Raw genomic sequence first — 16645 nt, 5'->3', positions numbered from 1 at the left:
GGAGGCGATGAAAAAACTGCGCATTGCAGCAGACTGGCGATTGCTAAATGGTCTCGGCGATAACAATCCGCAGAAAATATTTAATGAGTATTTTGTGTCTGGACTGTTCAAAAAATTGTCATTGCTTAATTGGGTACGTAGCGGTGGAAGCACCGGTGCCATGCCGTCCGAGATCGAAGACGAACGCATGTACCAGCGGCCGGAGACCTCCTGATGCGCACGTTGATTGCTACCTTACCGCGCCGGCTTGGCTGGAGTCTGCTGGTATTCGGTCTTGCCTTTTCTATTGCACTCTGGTCTGTAACACACGCCACGCCATTCGATGAGTCTCTTCGAGAAGGAATATTGATGAAACGATTATTGCTGTTGCCAGCGCTGCTGGCGCTTACGTTCCTTTTCTTTCTGTCAGCCTGTGCCAGCAGAGCAACTGTAGCAACACCGGCTACCGTACCCGCACCAACCTCGCCAGTACGGCCATACATGGCGCAAGTGGTGGGCGTGCAGTGGTTGAATCCGCTGCAGCGGCGCGACTATCCAACCGAATGGCAACTGCTGTGGACACTCGGTCTGGCCAAGCCGAACAAGGATGATGCCAAAGTGAAAGAAAATCCTGTGCGCTTTGGCAAGGTGCAATCGATCGGCATGATTGCTGCAGGTAATGACGGCGAGGAAACCTTCCACGGTTACCATCACAAATATGTGACGGAGCTGATTTACCGTTTTCGTGACATTTATTTTTCCAGCGCAGAGTATTTTTACAATGCCCATTCCCTGACCGACAAATCCACACGGCGAGAACTGGCCGGCATCCATGTCGAGTATGCCTTGCCTGAAGGACGCCTCGATCCAATCGAAGCGGGAAAATATATGGTTGAAACGATCACTGATGCTTTCGACATTGGCAATACTTCCTTCCCCGACTCCTGGACCACCGCCACCCCGCCCGATGTGCGCGTCACCATGGGTGGCGCCAATGCCGGCTTTGCGTCGTTGACGGCCGGCCTGGCGTATCTGCAGGCCAACCCGGACAAAACCGTGTGGGTGATGAGCTGGGATGCGCCGAGCTTTCCGCCCAAGGATGAGCAAATCAATGAAAACATGGTGCTGCTGGTGCTGGCCGGGCCCGGCTACAAGACCGGGCGTGCGCCGCTGGCGTGGCTGGGCTTTCCCGTCATGCGCGCGGTGGCCGATTTCAAGGCGGAAAAGGGACAATCTCCGCGCATCGTGCAGGCGTGGAGCCAGGCCATCGAAGAGGCTGCGACCAATGCGCAGACCAGCGAGGCCGCCATCGGCTATCTGATCCACGACGCCGGCGTCACGTATCCGGCCTCGTCCGAACGCATCGGTCCGCTGGCACAAAGCGTGACGGAGCAATTGCCGGAATTCGATTTCAACAAGCAGAGCTTCAATCTGCCGGCGCTGCTGGGCGAGACGGGCGCCGGCACGGCGCTGACGAACGTGGCACTGGCCATTGCCTATGCGAATCATGTGGGCGGACCGGTGCTGGTAACGGGCACCAGCGACGCGCGGCAGGTGAGCGCCGTGGTGGTGGCGCCGCCGGCGGTGGTGCGGCCGGTCGACCATGATGCGCCGTGGTTCCGCGCGCGCGGTGGCAATACCGTGTTCCTGCCCTGGTGGGGCCGGCGTTACGATGCGCGGCCCGGTTCGCAGGGTTACTCGCGCTGATCCGCTTGCTGCTGCGCCGGTTTTTCCGGCGTTGTGTCGTCGTCCTGCAGCACGCGCATGCCCGGGCCGACCAGGTCGTCGAACTGGCCGCCGTCGGAGGCCTTGAAGAAGACCCATAGCGCGATAAAGACCACCACGATGCTGAGCGGAATGAGCAGGTACAAGGACTCCATCAGGTTTTCCTCAGGCGCAGCGCGTTGGCGATCACGACCGCCGAGCTGGCGGCCATGCCGACGCCGGACAGCCACGGGTTCAGAAAGCCCAGCGCGGCGGCGGGAATGGCGGTCAGGTTGTACAAGGTGGCCCAGCCCAGGTTTTCGCGGATGATGCGCATGCTGCGCGCGGCCGTGCTGGCCGTGTCGAGCACCGAGCGCAGCTGGCTCGACAGCAGCACCGTGTCGGCATGGGCCTGTGCCAGCGCGGCGCCCGAACCCATGGCGAACGAGACGTCGGCCGCGCTCAGCACGGCGGCGTCGTTGATGCCGTCGCCGACCATCGCGACCACCGCGCCGGTGGCCTGCAGCTGCTGCACGAAATCGAGTTTTTCATCGGGCAGGCATTCGCCGCAGGCGGTGGCGATGCCCAGCTCGCGCGCCACGCCTTGCGTCAGCGCTTCCTGGTCGCCGCTCAGCAGCACCACCTGCTTGCCATGGCGCTGGAAATAGCCGACCACCTCGCGCGCTTCCGGCCGCAGCGCATCGCTCAGCAGGAAACGCGCCAGCCACTGCCCTTGCGCGCCCAGGTACAGCGGCGTCATGCCGTCGACGCCGAGCGCCGTGTCGCCCAGCGGCGGGCCGGCGATCGCCGCCACGAACGCCGCATTGCCGAGCCGGTAGCGCACGCCGTCGATGATTCCTTCCAGGCCCTGGCCCTGCACTTCCTGCAACTGCTGCGCGTGGCCGTGCTCGATGCTGCCTGCCGCCTCTGAAATGGCTTGCGCCAGCGGATGGGCGCTGCCCGTTTCCAGCGCGGCGGCGATCTGCAGGCAAGCGTGTTCGTCAAGCGTGTCCAGGCTGTCGATCTGCCGCAGCACCGGGCGGCCCAGGGTCAGGGTCCCCGTCTTGTCGAACACGATATGGGTGGCGCGGTGCAGGGTTTCGAGCACATGCGGCTGGACGATCAGCACGCCGCGCCGCAGCAGGCTGTCGGTGGCCGCCGCCAGCGCCGTCGGCGTCGCCAGCGACAAGGCGCACGGACACGACACCACCAGTACGGCAATCGCCACCGGCCAGGCCTGCGACGGATCGTGCCAGCTCCAGAAGGCGAAGACGGCGACGGCGAACAGCAGCAGGCCCAGCACGAACCAGGCGGCCACCTTGTCGGCCCACTGCGCGATCTGCGGCTTGCCGCTGCCGGCCCGTTCGATCAGTTTCAGCAGGTCGGACAAGGTGCTGTCACGGGCCGGTTTGAGCACCCGCAGCAGCAGCGCCGCGCTGGCGTTGATGGCGCCGCCGGGCACCTGTTCGCCGGTTTTTCTGCGCTGCGCCGCGCTTTCGCCCGTCAGCAGCGACAGATCGAGCGCGCTGTTGCCTTCGATGATGACGCTGTCGGCGGCGACCGCTTCACCGGGTTTCACCAGGATCACGTCGCCGACGGCCAGGCTGCCGGCCGGCACCATGGCGGTGGCGCGGCTGTCGGGAAAGCCCGGCAGCAGGGTGGCCGAGGCGGGCAAGGCATGCTGCAAGCGTTCCAGCGCCGAGGCGGCCTTGCGGCGCGCCTGCAGTTCGAAGTAGCGGCTGCACAGCAGCAGGAAGATGAACATGGTGGCCGAGTCGAAATACACCTCGCCCTGGCCCGTGAAAGTCGCCACCAGGCTGCCGAAGAACGCCGCCAGGATGCCCAGTGTGACGGGCACGTCCATGCCCAGGGTGCGCGCGCGCAGGCTGGACCAGGCGCCCTGGAAAAACGGCAGCGCGGAATAGCAGATGGCCGGCAGCGTCAGGATCAGGCTGGCCCAGCGCATCAGGGTGGCCATGTCCGGGTCCAGGGTGCCGTCTTCGGCCGCCAGGTAGGACGGCGCCACATACATCATCACCTGCATCATCGACAGGCCGGCCACGAACAGCTGGCGGCCCAGGGTCTTGCTGGCCTTTTGCAACTGCTCGCCATGGCGCACGGCGTCGTAGGGATAGGCCGTGTAGCCGACCTGGCGCACGGCCTGCAGGATATCGCCCGGCTCGCACTGCGCCTTGCTCCAGCGCACATACAGGCGTTCGGTGGCGACGTTCAGGCTGGCCGCCTGCACGCCGGGCAAACGGATCAGCTGGCGCTCGATCAGCCAGACGCAGGCGGCGCAGCGTATGCCTTCGACCGACAGGGTCGCTTCGCAGCTGCTGGCGTCGCGCGCGAACTGCGCATCGTCATTGCTGTACAGGCGCAGCTCGGGCGGCATCAGGGTGGCGCCAAATGCGTTGGCGGCGTAGTCGTCGCGCTCCGTGTAGTACTTGCTCTGGCCGATGTCGACGATGGTTTGCGCCACCGCTTCGCAGCCGGGGCAGCACATCGCGCGCTCAAGCTCGTCGACGGTGACGCTCCAGTGGGAACCGGGCGGCACGGGCAAGCCGCAGTGGAAGCAGTCGGTCGATTGTAATACGGCGTTCATAAGCGACTTTTCATGGATGGGGCGCCACGCACAGGGCGTCGAGCCAGCCCAGCGAGACGCCATGGGCGGCGCGCAGCAGGCCCAGCAAGCCAAAGCCCAGCACCAGCAGGCCGCTGGCGATGCGCACCGGGCGGCGCTGCAGTTGCCGGCGCAGGCGCGCGCCCAAGAGGCCCATGCCGAGCAGGGTCGGCAGGGTGCCCAGGCCGAAGGCGGCCATGGCGGCCGCGCCATGCACGGCGGAGCCTCCCATCATGGCGGTCAGCAAGGCGCTGTAGACCATGCCGCACGGCACCCAGCCCCACAGCCCGCCGACGGCCAGCGCTTTCAAGGGCGTATCCATCGGCATCAATGGCGCCAGCAGCGGGCGCACGCGGCGCCACACCAGGTTGCCGGCCGCTTCCAGCCGCGCCAGGCCGCGCCAGGCGTCCATCAGGTACAGGCCCAGGGCGACCAGCATCAGGTTGGCCAGCCAGTAGCCGGCCACCTGCAAGGACGCCATGCGCACCATGCCGGCGCCGGCCAGGCCGCCGGCCAAGGCGCCGGCCAGCATGTAGCTGCCGATGCGCCCGCCGTTATAGGCCAGCACGCGCAGGGCATGGCTGTCCGATACCGCACGCTGCGCGTGGATGGCGATCACGGCGCGTGGCGCCGGCGTCGATACGCCGACCGACAGCGCGCCGATGATGCCGCCGCACATGCCGATGCAGTGCACGCTGCCGGCCAGGCCGACCATAAACAGCGGCAGGAAACTGAAGGCGTTCATGGCGCGGCGCTACACCGTTTTCGAGTAGCGCAGCGGCTGCGGCGCGTCCGGTGACACCAGCGCGGCTTTGGCGCGCGCTTCGGCCAGGTGGCGGTCGAACACCATGCAGATATTGCGGATCAACAAACGCCCTTTCGGCGTCACCGTCAGCCAGTCTTCCTCGATGACCAGCAGGCCGTCGCGCGCCAGTTCGCGCAGTTTTTCCAGTTCGGCCGCGAAGTAGCTGCGGAAGATCACCGGATGCGATTGCTCGATGGTGGCGATCGACAGTTCGAAATTGCACATCAGCATCTGGATGATGATACGGCGCAGCATGTCGTCCGTTTCCAGCTTGATGCCGCGCGCGATCGGCAGCACGCCTTCGTCGAGTTTTTCGTAATACGCGTCCAGCGTTTTTTCATTCTGGCTGTAGACGGCGCCCACCGAGCTGATGGCCGACACGCCACAGGCGATCAGGTCCGCTTCGGCGCGCGTCGAATAGCCCTGGAAGTTGCGGTGCAGGCGGCCTTGCCGCTGCGCCACGGCCAGGTCGTCGGTCGGCTTGGCGAAATGGTCCATGCCGATATACACGTAGCCGGCCGCCGTCAGGCGCGCGATGCACAGGCCCAGCATGGCCAGCTTGGTGGCGCTGTCGGGCATGTCGGCGTCCAGTATCCTGCGCTGCGGCTTGAACAGATGCGGCATGTGCGCGTAGTGGTACAGGGCGATGCGGTCCGGGCTGGCGTTGATCACCTTGCGCAGGGTTTCCGTCATGGTCTCCATGCTTTGCTTGGGCAGGCCGTAGATCAGGTCGATGCTGACGGAACGGAATCCCGCGTCGCGCGCGGCCTGCATCACGGCCACGGTTTCCGCTTCCGGCTGGATGCGGTTGACGGCCTTCTGCACCTCGGCGTCGAAGTCCTGCACGCCCAGGCTGATGCGGTTGAAGCCCTGCGCCCGCAGCGAAAACACGCGTTCGCGCGAGACCGTGCGCGGATCGATTTCGATCGAATATTCGCCGTCGGCGTCGGGTGCGAAGTCGAAGTGCTGGCGCAGGTGCGCCATCAGCTCGTCCATCTGCTTTTCGCTCAGGTAGGTCGGCGTGCCGCCGCCGAAGTGCAGCTGTTCGATCTGGTTGATGCCGGCAAACAGCTTGGCCTGCATGGCGATTTCCTGCTTCAGGTAGCTGAGGTAGGTGGCCGCCTTGCTGCGGTCCTTGGTGATGATCTTGTTGCAGGCGCAGTAGTAGCACAGGGTGTCGCAGAACGGCACGTGCACATACAGCGACAGCGGCCGGCGCCCGCCGCGCATGCGCAGCGCGGCTACCGCTTCGAGGAAGTTGCCGTAGCCAAAATCGGCCGTAAAACGGTCGGCGGTCGGGTAGGAGGTGTAGCGCGGGCCGGACTGGCTCATCTTGCCGATAATGACAGGATCGAATTCGACGACGGCGTCGAGTTCGCCGGAAGCATTGCTGAGTAATGTGGTCATGATGGATCGATTCTTGTAAAGTTCAGGCGGCCAGGCGTTTCAGGCCGGCGTTCTTGCCGGCGTTGGCGGCGCCGCCGCGGCCCTTGCCGGTCAGGGTGACCCGGCGCGCTGGCGGCATCTTGCCGAAATTGAACAGGCTGACGGCCTGCGACAGGCTGGCCGCTTCCTCCGACAGGCGGGTGGCGGCCGCCGCCGCTTCCTCGACCAGCGCCGCGTTCTGCTGCGTCACCTGGTCCATGTGGGCAATCGCGGTGTTGACCTGGTCGACGCCGATGCTCTGCTCGCGCGAGGCGATCGAGATTTCCTGCATGATGGCCGTCACCTGCTGCACCGAGCTGACCACCTGTTCCATGGTGGTGCCGGCGCGGTTGACCTGCACCATGCCGGCGCCGACCTTGCTGACGGAAATATCGATCAGCTGCTTGATGTCCTTGGCCGCCACCGACGAGCGCTGCGCCAGGTTGCGCACTTCGCCAGCCACCACCGCAAAGCCGCGGCCCTGTTCACCGGCGCGCGCCGCTTCCACGGCCGCGTTCAAGGCCAGGATATTGGTCTGGAAGGCGATGCCTTCGATCAGGCCGATGATGTCGACGATCTTCTTCGACGAGGCGTTGATGTCATCCATGGTGGTGATCACGTCGGCGACGATCTCGCCGCCCTGCACCGCCACCTTCGAGGCGGCCACGGCCAGGTCGCTGGCCTGTATCGAGTTGTCGGCGTTCTGCTTGACGGTCGACGAGAATTCCTCGATGCTCGACGCCGTCTCTTCCAGGCTGGCGGCCTGCGATTCGGTGCGGCCCGACAGGTCCATATTGCCGGCCGCAATCTGCTTGGTCGCCACGGCCATGGTTTCCACATTGATGCGCACGTCGCGGATGGTGGCGATCAGGTTGCTGTTCATCTGTTGCAGCGCGCGCAGCAGCTGGCCCACTTCGTCGGTGCTGTCGGTCTCGAAGCTGCCCGACAGGTCGCCGGCGGCAATCGCCCGCGCGCCGTTCAGCGCCTTGTTCAGGGGCTGCAGCACCGAGGTGCGCAGGGTGTACCAGAGGAAGACGTTGATCAGGAAGCCGACCAGGGTGGCGCCGAAGATGCCGTAGTTGGTCGCCGCGCCGCCCGCCGCAAACAGGGTGATGGCGCACACCAGCAACTGCAGGCAGTTGACGGCGCTGGTCGCCATCCAGATGCGCAGGTTGAGCGACATATGGGTCAGCTTGTGCAGCACGTGGGCCAGGCCCGGGCGCACGATCTGGCCGTGCTTGATGACGATGCGCCCGCCCTCCTGGTTGCGGATGGCATGATAGGCTTCCTCGGCCACCTTGACCTGATCCTTGTCGGCTTTGACGCGCACCGACATGTAACCGATGGTCTGGCCGGCCTCGCGGATCGGCGTGACATTCGCGCGCACCCAGTAGTAGTCGCCGTTCTTGCAGCGGTTTTTCACCAGCCCGGTCCACGGCGTGCCGGCCTGCAGCGAGGCCCACATGTCGGCAAACGCCTCGGCCGGCATGTCCGGGTGGCGCACGATGTTCTGCGGCGAACCGATCAATTCGGCTTCGGTAAAGCCGCTGACCTGGCTGAAATACGGGTTCACATACACGATGTTGCCGTTCATGTCCGTTTTCGAGACGATGGCCTGGTCTTCCAGCACGAGGGTTTCACGGTTGGTAACTGGCAAATTCTGGCGCATGACGGCTTCCCGGACAGGTGCGTCGAACGGCAGTCGGACGCGTTTATTGAATAAAGCTTGCAGGATTGCAAGAACGTGGATCAGTGTAAGGAGTCGCCAGCGCAAATTTATTGATGTAGATCAAAATCCTTAAAATTGGAGTGGGTAATTTGACGGCGCGCAGACACGGCTAGTCATTTTTGCAGAGGAGGAGGTTTGGCCGCTACCGCCATAGTGACCATGGCCTTGGCAAGTTGGCGTAGCTGGCGCTTCAATCCATGCCGGCCACCAGCGGGCGCAAGCTGCCCACCGCGTAGCCCTGGGCATAATCGACGCCCAGTTCGCGGATGACGGCCAGCGTCGCTTCGTCTTCGACGTATTCGGCCACGGTTTTCAGGCCCATCACGTGGCCCACTTCATTGATGGCCTTGACCATCGCGCGGTTGATCGCATTGGCGGCGATATCGCGCACGAACACGCCGTCGATCTTCAGGTAGTCGACCGGCAAGGCTTTCAGGTAGCCGAACGAGGAAAAGCCGGCGCCGAAGTCGTCCAGCGAGAAGCGGCATCCCAGCGCCTTGAGCTTGCGCATGAAGACCTGCGCCTTGGGCAGGTTGGCGATGACCGCCGTTTCGGTGATTTCAAAGCAGATCTGCTCGGGCGCGATGGCGTATTGCACGAATTGCTCGGTAATATAATGCTGCAAGCCGGTGTCGGCCAGCGACATGCCCGACAGGTTGATCGAATACAGGGCCGGTGCGCGGCGGCGTTCTTCCACCAGCGCCTCGACCGGCGCCAGGCTGTCGCGGATGCTCTGGATATGGGCGCAGACGGCGCGGATCACCCAGCGGTCGATCGAGATCATCATGTCATAGCGCTCGGCGGCCGGGATAAAGGCGCCGGGTAATATCAGGTCGCCCTTGCTGTTGCGGATGCGCAGCAGCACCTCGTCGTGGCTTTCCTGGCCCTCGCGCAGGTGCACGATGGGCATCGCGTAGAGGCGGAAATATTGCTGCTCGAACGCTTCGTTCAGGCGCGAAATCCACAGCATTTCGCCATGGCGCTGGGCCAGCATCACGTCGGCTTCCTGGTACACGTGGATGCGGTTGCGGCCCTGTTCCTTGGCCAGGTAGCAGGCCTGGTCGGCGGCGATCAGCAGTTCGCTCAGCGACTTGCTGTCCTGGTTGACTTCCACCATGCCGATGCTCACGCCCAGCTCATAATTGCGGCCATCCCAGGCGAAATGGAAATCGCGGATCGACTGGCGCAATTGTTCGCCGATCTGGCGCGCATGTTCCATCGGGCAGTGCGGCAGCAGCACGCCCAGTTCGTCACCGCCCAGGCGCGCCAGGATGTCGCTGTCGCGCATCTGCGATTGCAGCAGCTTGGCCAGCAGCTGCAGCAGCACGTCGCCGGCGCTGTGGCCGCAGGTATCGTTGATGACCTTGAACTGGTCCAGGTCCAGGTACAGCAGCGCGTGCACATGGCCCTGCTCCTTGGACGTGTGCAGGGCGCCGGCCACCAGCTGTTCGAAATGGCGCCGGTTGATCAGGCCGGTCAGGTGGTCGTGCGTGGCTTGCCACGACAGTTGCTGGCTCAGCTTGCGTTCATGGCTGACGTCGCGAAACACCACCACCGCGCCGAGGATCTCGCCGTCGCGCGACCAGATCGGCGCGGCGCAATCCTCGATGGCGATCTGGCGCCCGTCGCGCGTGACCAGGTTGGTATGCGCCGAGGTGGCGATGGCCTGGCGCTGGTGCAGGCATTTGACGGCGACGTGCTCGAGCGGCGCGCCGGTGTGCTCGTCGGCCAGCGGCATGGTGTCCCAGATATCGCGCCCCAGCGCCAGCTGGGTGGTCCAGCCCGTCAATTGCTCGGCCATGCGGTTCAGGTAGCGCGTCTTGCCCTGCGGGTCGGTGGTCATCACCGCGTCGCCGATGGAACTGAGCGTGACTTCCGCCAGTTCCTTGCGTTCGGCGATCATGATTTCCTGCTGCGTGTGTTCGGTGATGTCCCAGATGATGCCCAGGGTGCGTTCGGGCTGGCCGCTGGCGTCCATGAAGGCGTGGGCCCGTGCCGCCAGCCAGCGTTCGCTGCCGTCTGGCCACACCACGCGGTACTGCAGCGCGTAGGCGCCATGCCGCTGCACGCCGTCCTGCAGCACCTGCACCACGTGGTCGCGGTCATCGGCATGCACGCAGGCGAGAAAATCGCGGAAGGACTGCGTCAGCGGCCGTTCAGCGACCCCCAGCAGCGCCGCGCCCCGCGCCGACCAGGTCACCGTGCCGTCGATCACCTGGCCGCCGACGATGTGCGAATCCCAGATCGCCATGTGCGCCGCATCCAGTGCCATTTGCAAACGTTTTTGCTGGTCCCCCATCACGCCGTCCCCTCATAAAAACAGATAGAGGGGCAAAGCGGATTTTAGTTCCCGGCCGGTTCAGGGGGGGCGGCGCACTGGCGGACTCGTCAGGCGTGGCGCTGGCCGTTTGCGCGACATCGCGCACGTTTTTTTGCACCGCCACCGCCGCAAACAGGCTCAGCAGGAATGACATGGCATAAAAGCCTTTTTCGCTGTTCTGCATGGTGGCGTTGAACAGGCCCACCGTCAGCAGCAGCAAGGCCAGCAGCACCGAGATCCAGCACAGGCCGAAATAGATGCCGGTGACGGCGATGCCCTCACTGCGGTCGCGCACGGATTTTTGCAGGGAAATGGCGGCGAACAGGCCATACATCAGCAGGGTGAAGTAATAGCCTTTTTCATTGAGTGCCATGCCGGCGTTCCACAGGCCCGCCAGATAGGTGACGGCGCCGATCAGCAGCGCGGCCCACGAGGCGCCGACAAAGGCGCTGCTCGGACGTTGGAAGGTTGGTTGCGGCATGCTAGGCTCCTGAGGTGGTTAAAAGGGATGCGGAAGGCAGCCACGCTTGCGGCTGCCACCTGATCAGACCAGAAAGTTCATTTGGCGGGCTTGACCATGCGCAACAAAGCCTGGACGCCGCTGACCACCGCCAGCACCAGGCCACCGGCGATCACGCCGACGATGGCGTTGACCACGCTGGGCAGGATGGCCGCCAGCACGCCGCCGGCCACCGCCACGCCGGCCACCGCATGTTCCATCTGGTGCAGCAGGTTGCTGGCCCACGGCCAGCCGTGCGTCAGGATGCCGCCGCCGACCATGAACATGGCCAGGGTGCCGACCACCGATAAAAATTTCATCAGCTTGGGGGCGGCCGCCACCAGCATGCGGCCAAAGGCGCGCACGCCATCCATCAGCGCGCCGGCGCCCTTGCGCGCGGCCAGCCAGAAGCCGGCGTCGTCGAGCTTGACGATGCCGGCCACCAGGCCATACACGCCGACCGTCATGATGATGGCGATGCCGACCACCACCGCCACCTGCTCGGCAAAGGTGGCGGTGGCCACCGTGCCGAGCGCGATCACGATGATTTCGGCCGACAGGATGAAATCGGTGCGCACGGCGCCCTTGATCTTGTCTTTTTCCAGCGCCACCAGGTCCACGTTCGGGTCGCGCAGCGCCTCGGCCAGCTCGGCCTTGTGGCTGTCGTCCGGGTGCAAGTACGGGTGGGCGATCTTTTCAAAGCCTTCGAAGCACAGGTAGGCGCCGCCCACCATCAGCAGCGGCGTGATGGCCCACGGCGCAAACGCGCTGATGGCCAGCGCGGCCGGCACCAGGATGGCCTTGTTTTTCAGCGAGCCGACCGCCACCGCCCACACCACCGGCAATTCGCGTTCGGCGCGCACGCCCGACACTTGCTGCGCGTTCAGGGCCAGGTCGTCGCCCAGCACGCCGGCCGTTTTTTTGGCGGCCACCTTGGTCATCAGGGAAACATCGTCGAGGATGCTGGCGATATCGTCGAGCAGGGCAAACAGGCTGGAGCCGGCCATTTCAATCGCCTCCCAGGGTGGTGGAAGCGAATGGCGACAATAAAATAAGGGGAATGTTCATCATGTTCTTATTGGTTGAGATGCAAGAAAGGAGGTGGCATGATCTTAACCCAGCCCGGCCGGCAGCGACGCACGCGGCGCGGTAAAATCGCCGTCTTCTTCTCCTTTCTGGATTTCGCATGAGCTTTGCCACCTGGATCGCCTTTGTCCTTGCCGCTTCCATCATCGCCGTCTCGCCCGGTTCCGGCGCCGTGCTGTCGATGTCGCACGGCCTGTCGTACGGCGTGAAAAAGACCAGCGCCACCATCCTCGGCCTGCAGATGGGCTTGCTGGTAGTGCTGTTCATCGCCGGCGCCGGCGTCGGTTCCCTGCTGCTGGCCTCGGAAGTGGCTTTCAATATCGTGAAAACCGTCGGCGCCCTGTACCTGATCTGGCTGGGGCTGTCGCAGTGGCGCGCGAAGATCGCGGTGGCCGGCGACCTGCATGCGGCCGCCGTGCTGCCGGGCATGGGCCGGCGCGTGCTGACCGGTTTCCTGACCAATGTGACCAATCCCAAGGGCATCATCTTCATGGTGGCGGTGCTGCCGCAATTTATCAGTCCCGCCGCGCCGGTGCTGCCGCAGCTGCTGATACTGGCCGTGACCATGTGCACCATCGACCTGATCGTCATGCACAGCTATGCCTACCTGGCCTCGTCGATGCAGCGCTTTTTTCGCGACGCCAGGGCGGTCAGGAAGCAGAACCGCTTTTTTGGCGGCCTGCTGATGGCGGTCGGCGCGGCGCTGTTTTTCGTCAAGCGCGGCGCGCATGCATCATGATGTAGCAGTTGCAATGATTTGTAAGCCGGCTTGTGGCGCCGCGCGCATCGGGCTGTAATCAGTATCCACGCCACCTTTGATTGTTGTCCCTGACTGGAGCGCCATCATGCGTCCGACTTTCCTGAATACCGTATTTGCCCTCGTGCTGTCCTCTGCAGGCGCGCCGGCGCTGGCCGATTCCCCCGAGCGCGTCGGGCGCATTTCCACGGTCGAAGGGCAGGTGCTGGTGCGCGCCGGCGATGGCGCGCCGCAGGACGCCCTGCTGAACTGGCCGGTCAGCACCGATAACCTGATCACCACCAGGCGCAATGCGCTGGCCGAGTTTCGCGTGGGCGGCGCCGCCGTGCGCCTGGACGGCGATTCCGAGCTGGAAGTGACGCAGCTCGATGACGACAGTTTCAAATTGCACCTTGGTTACGGCAGCGCCAGCGTGCGGGTACGCAATCCGGACGCCCTGCGCGGCCTGGAAATCACCACCGCCCAGGCGCGCGTGGTGCTGACGCAGCCAGGCTGGGTGCGGATAGACGCCGAACGTCCGCCCGGCACCAGCGTCGTCAGCGTGCTCGAAGGCGCGGCCGACGTCGACGGCAGCACGGCCAGCGTGATGCTACGCGCCGGCAAGCGTGCCGAATTGACGGACGAGGAATTGCGCACCGGGCCGTTGCAGCGCATCGCCTTTGACAGCTGGCCCGAAACGGTGGTGTCCGCCTCGCCGGCGCTGCGCTATGTCACCGAAGACGTGACCGGCTATGAAGAGCTGGACCGCCATGGCGCATGGCAGGAAAGCGCCGAATACGGCCCCTTGTGGCTGCCGCGCGCCGTGCCCGTCGGCTGGGCGCCCTACAGCGATGGACGCTGGAGCTGGATCGCGCCGTGGGGCTGGACCTGGATCGACAATGCGCCGTGGGGCTATGCGCCGTCGCACTATGGCCGCTGGGTGCAGGTCGGCCAGCGCTGGGGCTGGGCGCCGGGCCGCGAACGGACCCGCAACGCCTGGGCGCCGGCATTGGTGGGCTGGGCCAGCGGCGATCACGGTCCACGGCCGGGCCTGCAGCATGGACCGCGCCCGGGCGCGGGGGCGGGTCCCGGCATGGGCTGGTTTCCCTTGTCGCCGCGCGACCGTTATGTGCCGGGCGACCGCGTGCACCGTCTTCCCGATGGCCGCCGTCCCACCCCGATGGACCGCGACCGGGACCGTGACCGCAATCCAGGTCGCCGCGACGGCGTGACGATGCCGCCGCCGCAAATCCACAATGTGCCCCTGAGTACGGCGCCCGAGCCTGGTCCCGGCGCCGGCGGACAGCGTCCGCCGCGCGAAACGAACCGTCCCGATTTTCCGCGCCGCGACTGGAATAACCGGCCCGGACGCTTGCAGACGGAGGACGGCGCCATGCCGGTGCGCGAACCAAGGCGCCCGGCCGTACCGGCCATGCCGGCGACACCGGCCGCCCCACCGGCGCCCGCCATGCCCGCCGCACCCGCCTTGCCGCCGGTACAGGATGCGATCGCCCAGCCGGGCCGTCCGGCCTGGCGCGGCGAAGAGCGGCCACGCGGCGACCGTCCGGAGCGTATCGAACGCCCGGACCGCACCGAACGCGTGGACCGTGGCGACCGTGGCAACCGGCCACCGCCGCAACCGGCCGCCGCCGCTGCGCCGGTGGCCGCGCCACGGCCTGCGGCGCCACCACCCGCCATGCCCGCGCCGCGGCCCGCCGCCGAACCGCGTGTCGAGCGCGGCGGTGAGCGTGGCGGCGAGCGCGGAAATCCTGCGCGTGAACGCCCCAGCCAGGGCAGAAACAATGGCCGCATCCAGGAAGCGGAGCGCTGAGCGTTACCGTCTGGCGGCGATTCAGGCGCTTCATGCCGCCAAACTGGCAGTTCGTCACATGCCGGAAGTAAAGCGTCGGTGTTTTGTCTACAGTAGCGTCATTGCAGCACGGCGCAATGCCTTGCGGCAAGACAGCACCGATTTTTCCGGCTATTTTGTTTGTGCAAACGAAATAGTTTTGGCCAGCTTACCCAGCTGGCTTTTTTTTGCCCGTCCGGCGCGCCGCCGGCGGCCGCTTCGCCCGCTGTCGAATTTCGCTACAATACAGGCTTATGCGGGCGCGACACGTCCGCCCTGACCGCTTCTGATTGGAACCACCATGCAAACCATCCCTCCCAGCGAATCGCTGATCGAGTATCCGAGCGACTTCCCCATCAAGATCATGGGCCCGACGCATGTCGATTTCGCGCCCACCATCACCGCGCTGGTGATCAGCCATGATCCGACCTTCCACGAAGGCCGGCTGGAAGTGCGTCCGTCGGGCAAGGGCAATTACACGGGCCTGACCGTGACCGTGCGCGCCGTCAGCCGCGAACAGCTCGACGCCCTGTACAACGCGCTGTCGGCGCACCCGATGGTCAAGATCGTGATGTAACTGCGGTATGTGCCGCCGCGCGGCGCCTGGTGGTTGATACGACCAGCACAAACGCGGCGCTGGCGCCGGCCGTGACCCACACCATAGGCCGCGCGCTGCCGTCCGAGATGGCCGCGACCAGCGCGCCGCAGGCGGCCGTGATCACCATCTGGATAAAAAAGAACAGGCCGGTGGCGCTGCCCGCCTGCGCGCCATACGGCTGCAGCACCGCCAGCTGGCAGGCCGGAATCGCCATGCCGACCGACACCATCACCAGCAGCATCGGCGCCACCAGCGAGGCCAGGTGCTGCGGCGCCAGGCTGCCGGCCGCCAGCAGGCTGGCCGCGCCCGCCAGGTTCAGCCCGGCGGCCAGGCCCAGCATGCGGTCCGCTCCCTGTTGCGCTCCCCAGCGCTGAAACAGCGTCGACCCCAGCATGTAGCCGCTGACCGTCAGCGCAAACACCAGCGCATAGGCGCCAGGGGACAAATGCATGCCCCTTTGCAGCAGCACCGACGATTCCGCGATAAACGGAAAATAAGTGCAATACACAAAACCGATCGCCAGCGCATAGCGCAGAAAGTAGGCGTCGCCCAGCAGGCGGCGGTATAGCGCCAGCACGCTTTCCTTCGATTCCACCCTGGCCGGCCGGGTTTCCGGCACGTACCACAAGGTCATCCACAGCGACAGCAAGCCCAGCGCGCACAGCACGCCAAACACGGCGCGCCAGCCGAAGGCCGCATCGAGCACGCTGCCGGCCAGCGGCGCGACGATGGGCGACAGGCCCATGCCCATCGAGATGCGGCCCAGCAGGCGCGCCTGCGTGGCGCGATCAAAGCGGTCGCGCACCATCACCCGACCCAGCATGGTGCCGCTGCAGCCGCCAAAGGCCTGCAGCAGGCGCGCACAAATCAGCACCGGCGCATTGCCGGCGCAGGCGCACACCAGGCTGGCCAGCACGTAGATCAGCGTGCCGGCCAGCAGCACCGGACGGCGTCCGTAGCGGTCGGCCAGCGGCCCGCAGACCAGCATCGAGGCGGCCGAGCCGGCCATGAACACGCTCAGGGTCAGTTGCAATTGTCCATCACTGGCGTGCAGCGCATCGGCCATCGCCGGCAGCGACGGCAGGTACAAATCGATGCTCAGGCGCGGCAGGCAGACCAGCAGCAGCAGGATGGCGCTCCAGGCCCAGGGCGGCGGCGGTTTTTTCATGTTGTCCACAATACAAAAAAGTGATGCGCCAGGGCTGGCGCACCAGAACGGTGAGAGTAAAATGGTTGTGGTGTAATGCGAAGAGCCATTAACACGAAAAATCATTGGACCACTTGGACAGTTA

General features: G+C 65.2%; 13 protein-coding genes and 1 pseudogene. 5 read left to right on the top strand and 9 right to left on the bottom strand.

Annotated elements, in window-relative coordinates:
* Positions 1 to 7 precede the first annotated feature (7 nt).
* A complete protein-coding gene (locus tag Q8L25_RS01050; protein ID WP_308923151.1) occupies positions 8 to 214 on the top strand; it encodes a hypothetical protein in 207 nt (68 codons plus the stop codon).
* Positions 214 to 1686 (top strand): hypothetical protein, encoded by a 1473-nt coding sequence (locus tag Q8L25_RS01045; protein WP_374694223.1) that lies wholly within the window; start codon positions 214 to 216, stop codon positions 1684 to 1686. The genes Q8L25_RS01050 and Q8L25_RS01045 overlap by 1 nt, the downstream gene beginning before the upstream one ends.
* Here the strand turns inward: Q8L25_RS01045 and ccoS are convergent.
* The 8 genes and pseudogenes from ccoS to Q8L25_RS01005 form a co-directional block, all read right to left on the bottom strand.
* On the bottom strand, positions 1674 to 1859 hold the full coding sequence (gene ccoS, locus Q8L25_RS01040) for a cbb3-type cytochrome oxidase assembly protein CcoS (RefSeq protein ID WP_308923149.1): 186 nt from the start codon (positions 1857 to 1859) through the stop codon (positions 1674 to 1676). The genes Q8L25_RS01045 and ccoS overlap by 13 nt on opposite strands.
* Positions 1859 to 4288, bottom strand: a complete 2430-nt coding sequence (locus Q8L25_RS01035; protein WP_308923148.1) for a heavy metal translocating P-type ATPase — start codon at positions 4286 to 4288, stop codon at positions 1859 to 1861. Before Q8L25_RS01035 ends, ccoS begins: the two co-directional genes overlap by 1 nt.
* 10 nt (positions 4289 to 4298) lie before the next feature.
* Positions 4299 to 5051, bottom strand: a complete 753-nt coding sequence (locus Q8L25_RS01030; protein WP_308923147.1) for a sulfite exporter TauE/SafE family protein — start codon at positions 5049 to 5051, stop codon at positions 4299 to 4301.
* Positions 5052 to 5060: 9 nt separating this feature from the next.
* Positions 5061 to 6518, bottom strand: coding sequence for an oxygen-independent coproporphyrinogen III oxidase (gene hemN, locus Q8L25_RS01025; RefSeq protein WP_308923146.1), 1458 nt, complete (start codon positions 6516 to 6518; stop codon positions 5061 to 5063).
* 22 nt (positions 6519 to 6540) lie between these two features.
* A complete protein-coding gene (locus Q8L25_RS01020) occupies positions 6541 to 8205 on the bottom strand; it encodes a methyl-accepting chemotaxis protein (RefSeq protein ID WP_308923145.1) in 1665 nt (554 codons plus the stop codon).
* A 250-nt stretch (positions 8206 to 8455) separates the two neighbouring features.
* Positions 8456 to 10516 (bottom strand): EAL domain-containing protein, encoded by a 2061-nt coding sequence (locus Q8L25_RS01015; protein ID WP_308923144.1) that lies wholly within the window; start codon positions 10514 to 10516, stop codon positions 8456 to 8458.
* Positions 10517 to 10646: 130 nt separating this feature from the next.
* Positions 10647 to 11066: pseudogene (yiaA, locus tag Q8L25_RS01010) on the bottom strand (inner membrane protein YiaA); the annotation flags it as partial.
* A gap of 77 nt (positions 11067 to 11143) precedes the next feature.
* Positions 11144 to 12091, bottom strand: a complete 948-nt coding sequence (locus Q8L25_RS01005; RefSeq protein ID WP_308923143.1) for a DUF808 domain-containing protein — start codon at positions 12089 to 12091, stop codon at positions 11144 to 11146.
* A gap of 179 nt (positions 12092 to 12270) precedes the next feature.
* On the opposite strand from Q8L25_RS01005, the gene Q8L25_RS01000 reads away from it, so the two are divergent.
* The 3 genes from Q8L25_RS01000 to Q8L25_RS00990 all read left to right on the top strand — a co-directional run bounded on the left by Q8L25_RS01000 (position 12271) and on the right by Q8L25_RS00990 (position 15332).
* Positions 12271 to 12909 carry a LysE family transporter gene (locus Q8L25_RS01000; protein WP_308923142.1) on the top strand — a complete coding sequence of 213 codons (639 nt, stop codon included), beginning with the start codon at positions 12271 to 12273 and terminating at the stop codon, positions 12907 to 12909.
* A gap of 106 nt (positions 12910 to 13015) precedes the next feature.
* Positions 13016 to 14737, top strand: coding sequence for a DUF6600 domain-containing protein (locus Q8L25_RS00995; protein ID WP_308923141.1), 1722 nt, complete (start codon positions 13016 to 13018; stop codon positions 14735 to 14737).
* Between the two features lie 319 nt (positions 14738 to 15056).
* A complete protein-coding gene (locus tag Q8L25_RS00990; protein ID WP_065306217.1) occupies positions 15057 to 15332 on the top strand; it encodes a DUF493 family protein in 276 nt (91 codons plus the stop codon).
* On the opposite strand, the gene Q8L25_RS00985 is transcribed toward Q8L25_RS00990, so the two are convergent.
* A complete protein-coding gene (locus Q8L25_RS00985) occupies positions 15316 to 16521 on the bottom strand; it encodes a multidrug effflux MFS transporter (RefSeq protein ID WP_308923140.1) in 1206 nt (401 codons plus the stop codon). The two genes, Q8L25_RS00990 and Q8L25_RS00985, sit on opposite strands and share 17 nt — an antisense overlap.
* Between the last annotated feature and the right edge of the window lie 124 nt (positions 16522 to 16645).

The sequence above is a fragment of the Janthinobacterium sp. J1-1 genome (genome assembly GCF_030944405.1).
In the GTDB taxonomy this organism is placed as follows: Bacteria; Pseudomonadota; Gammaproteobacteria; order Burkholderiales; family Burkholderiaceae_D; genus Janthinobacterium.
Note: the sequence above shows the minus strand (reverse complement) of the source record. Positions and strands in the feature narration are given on the sequence as shown.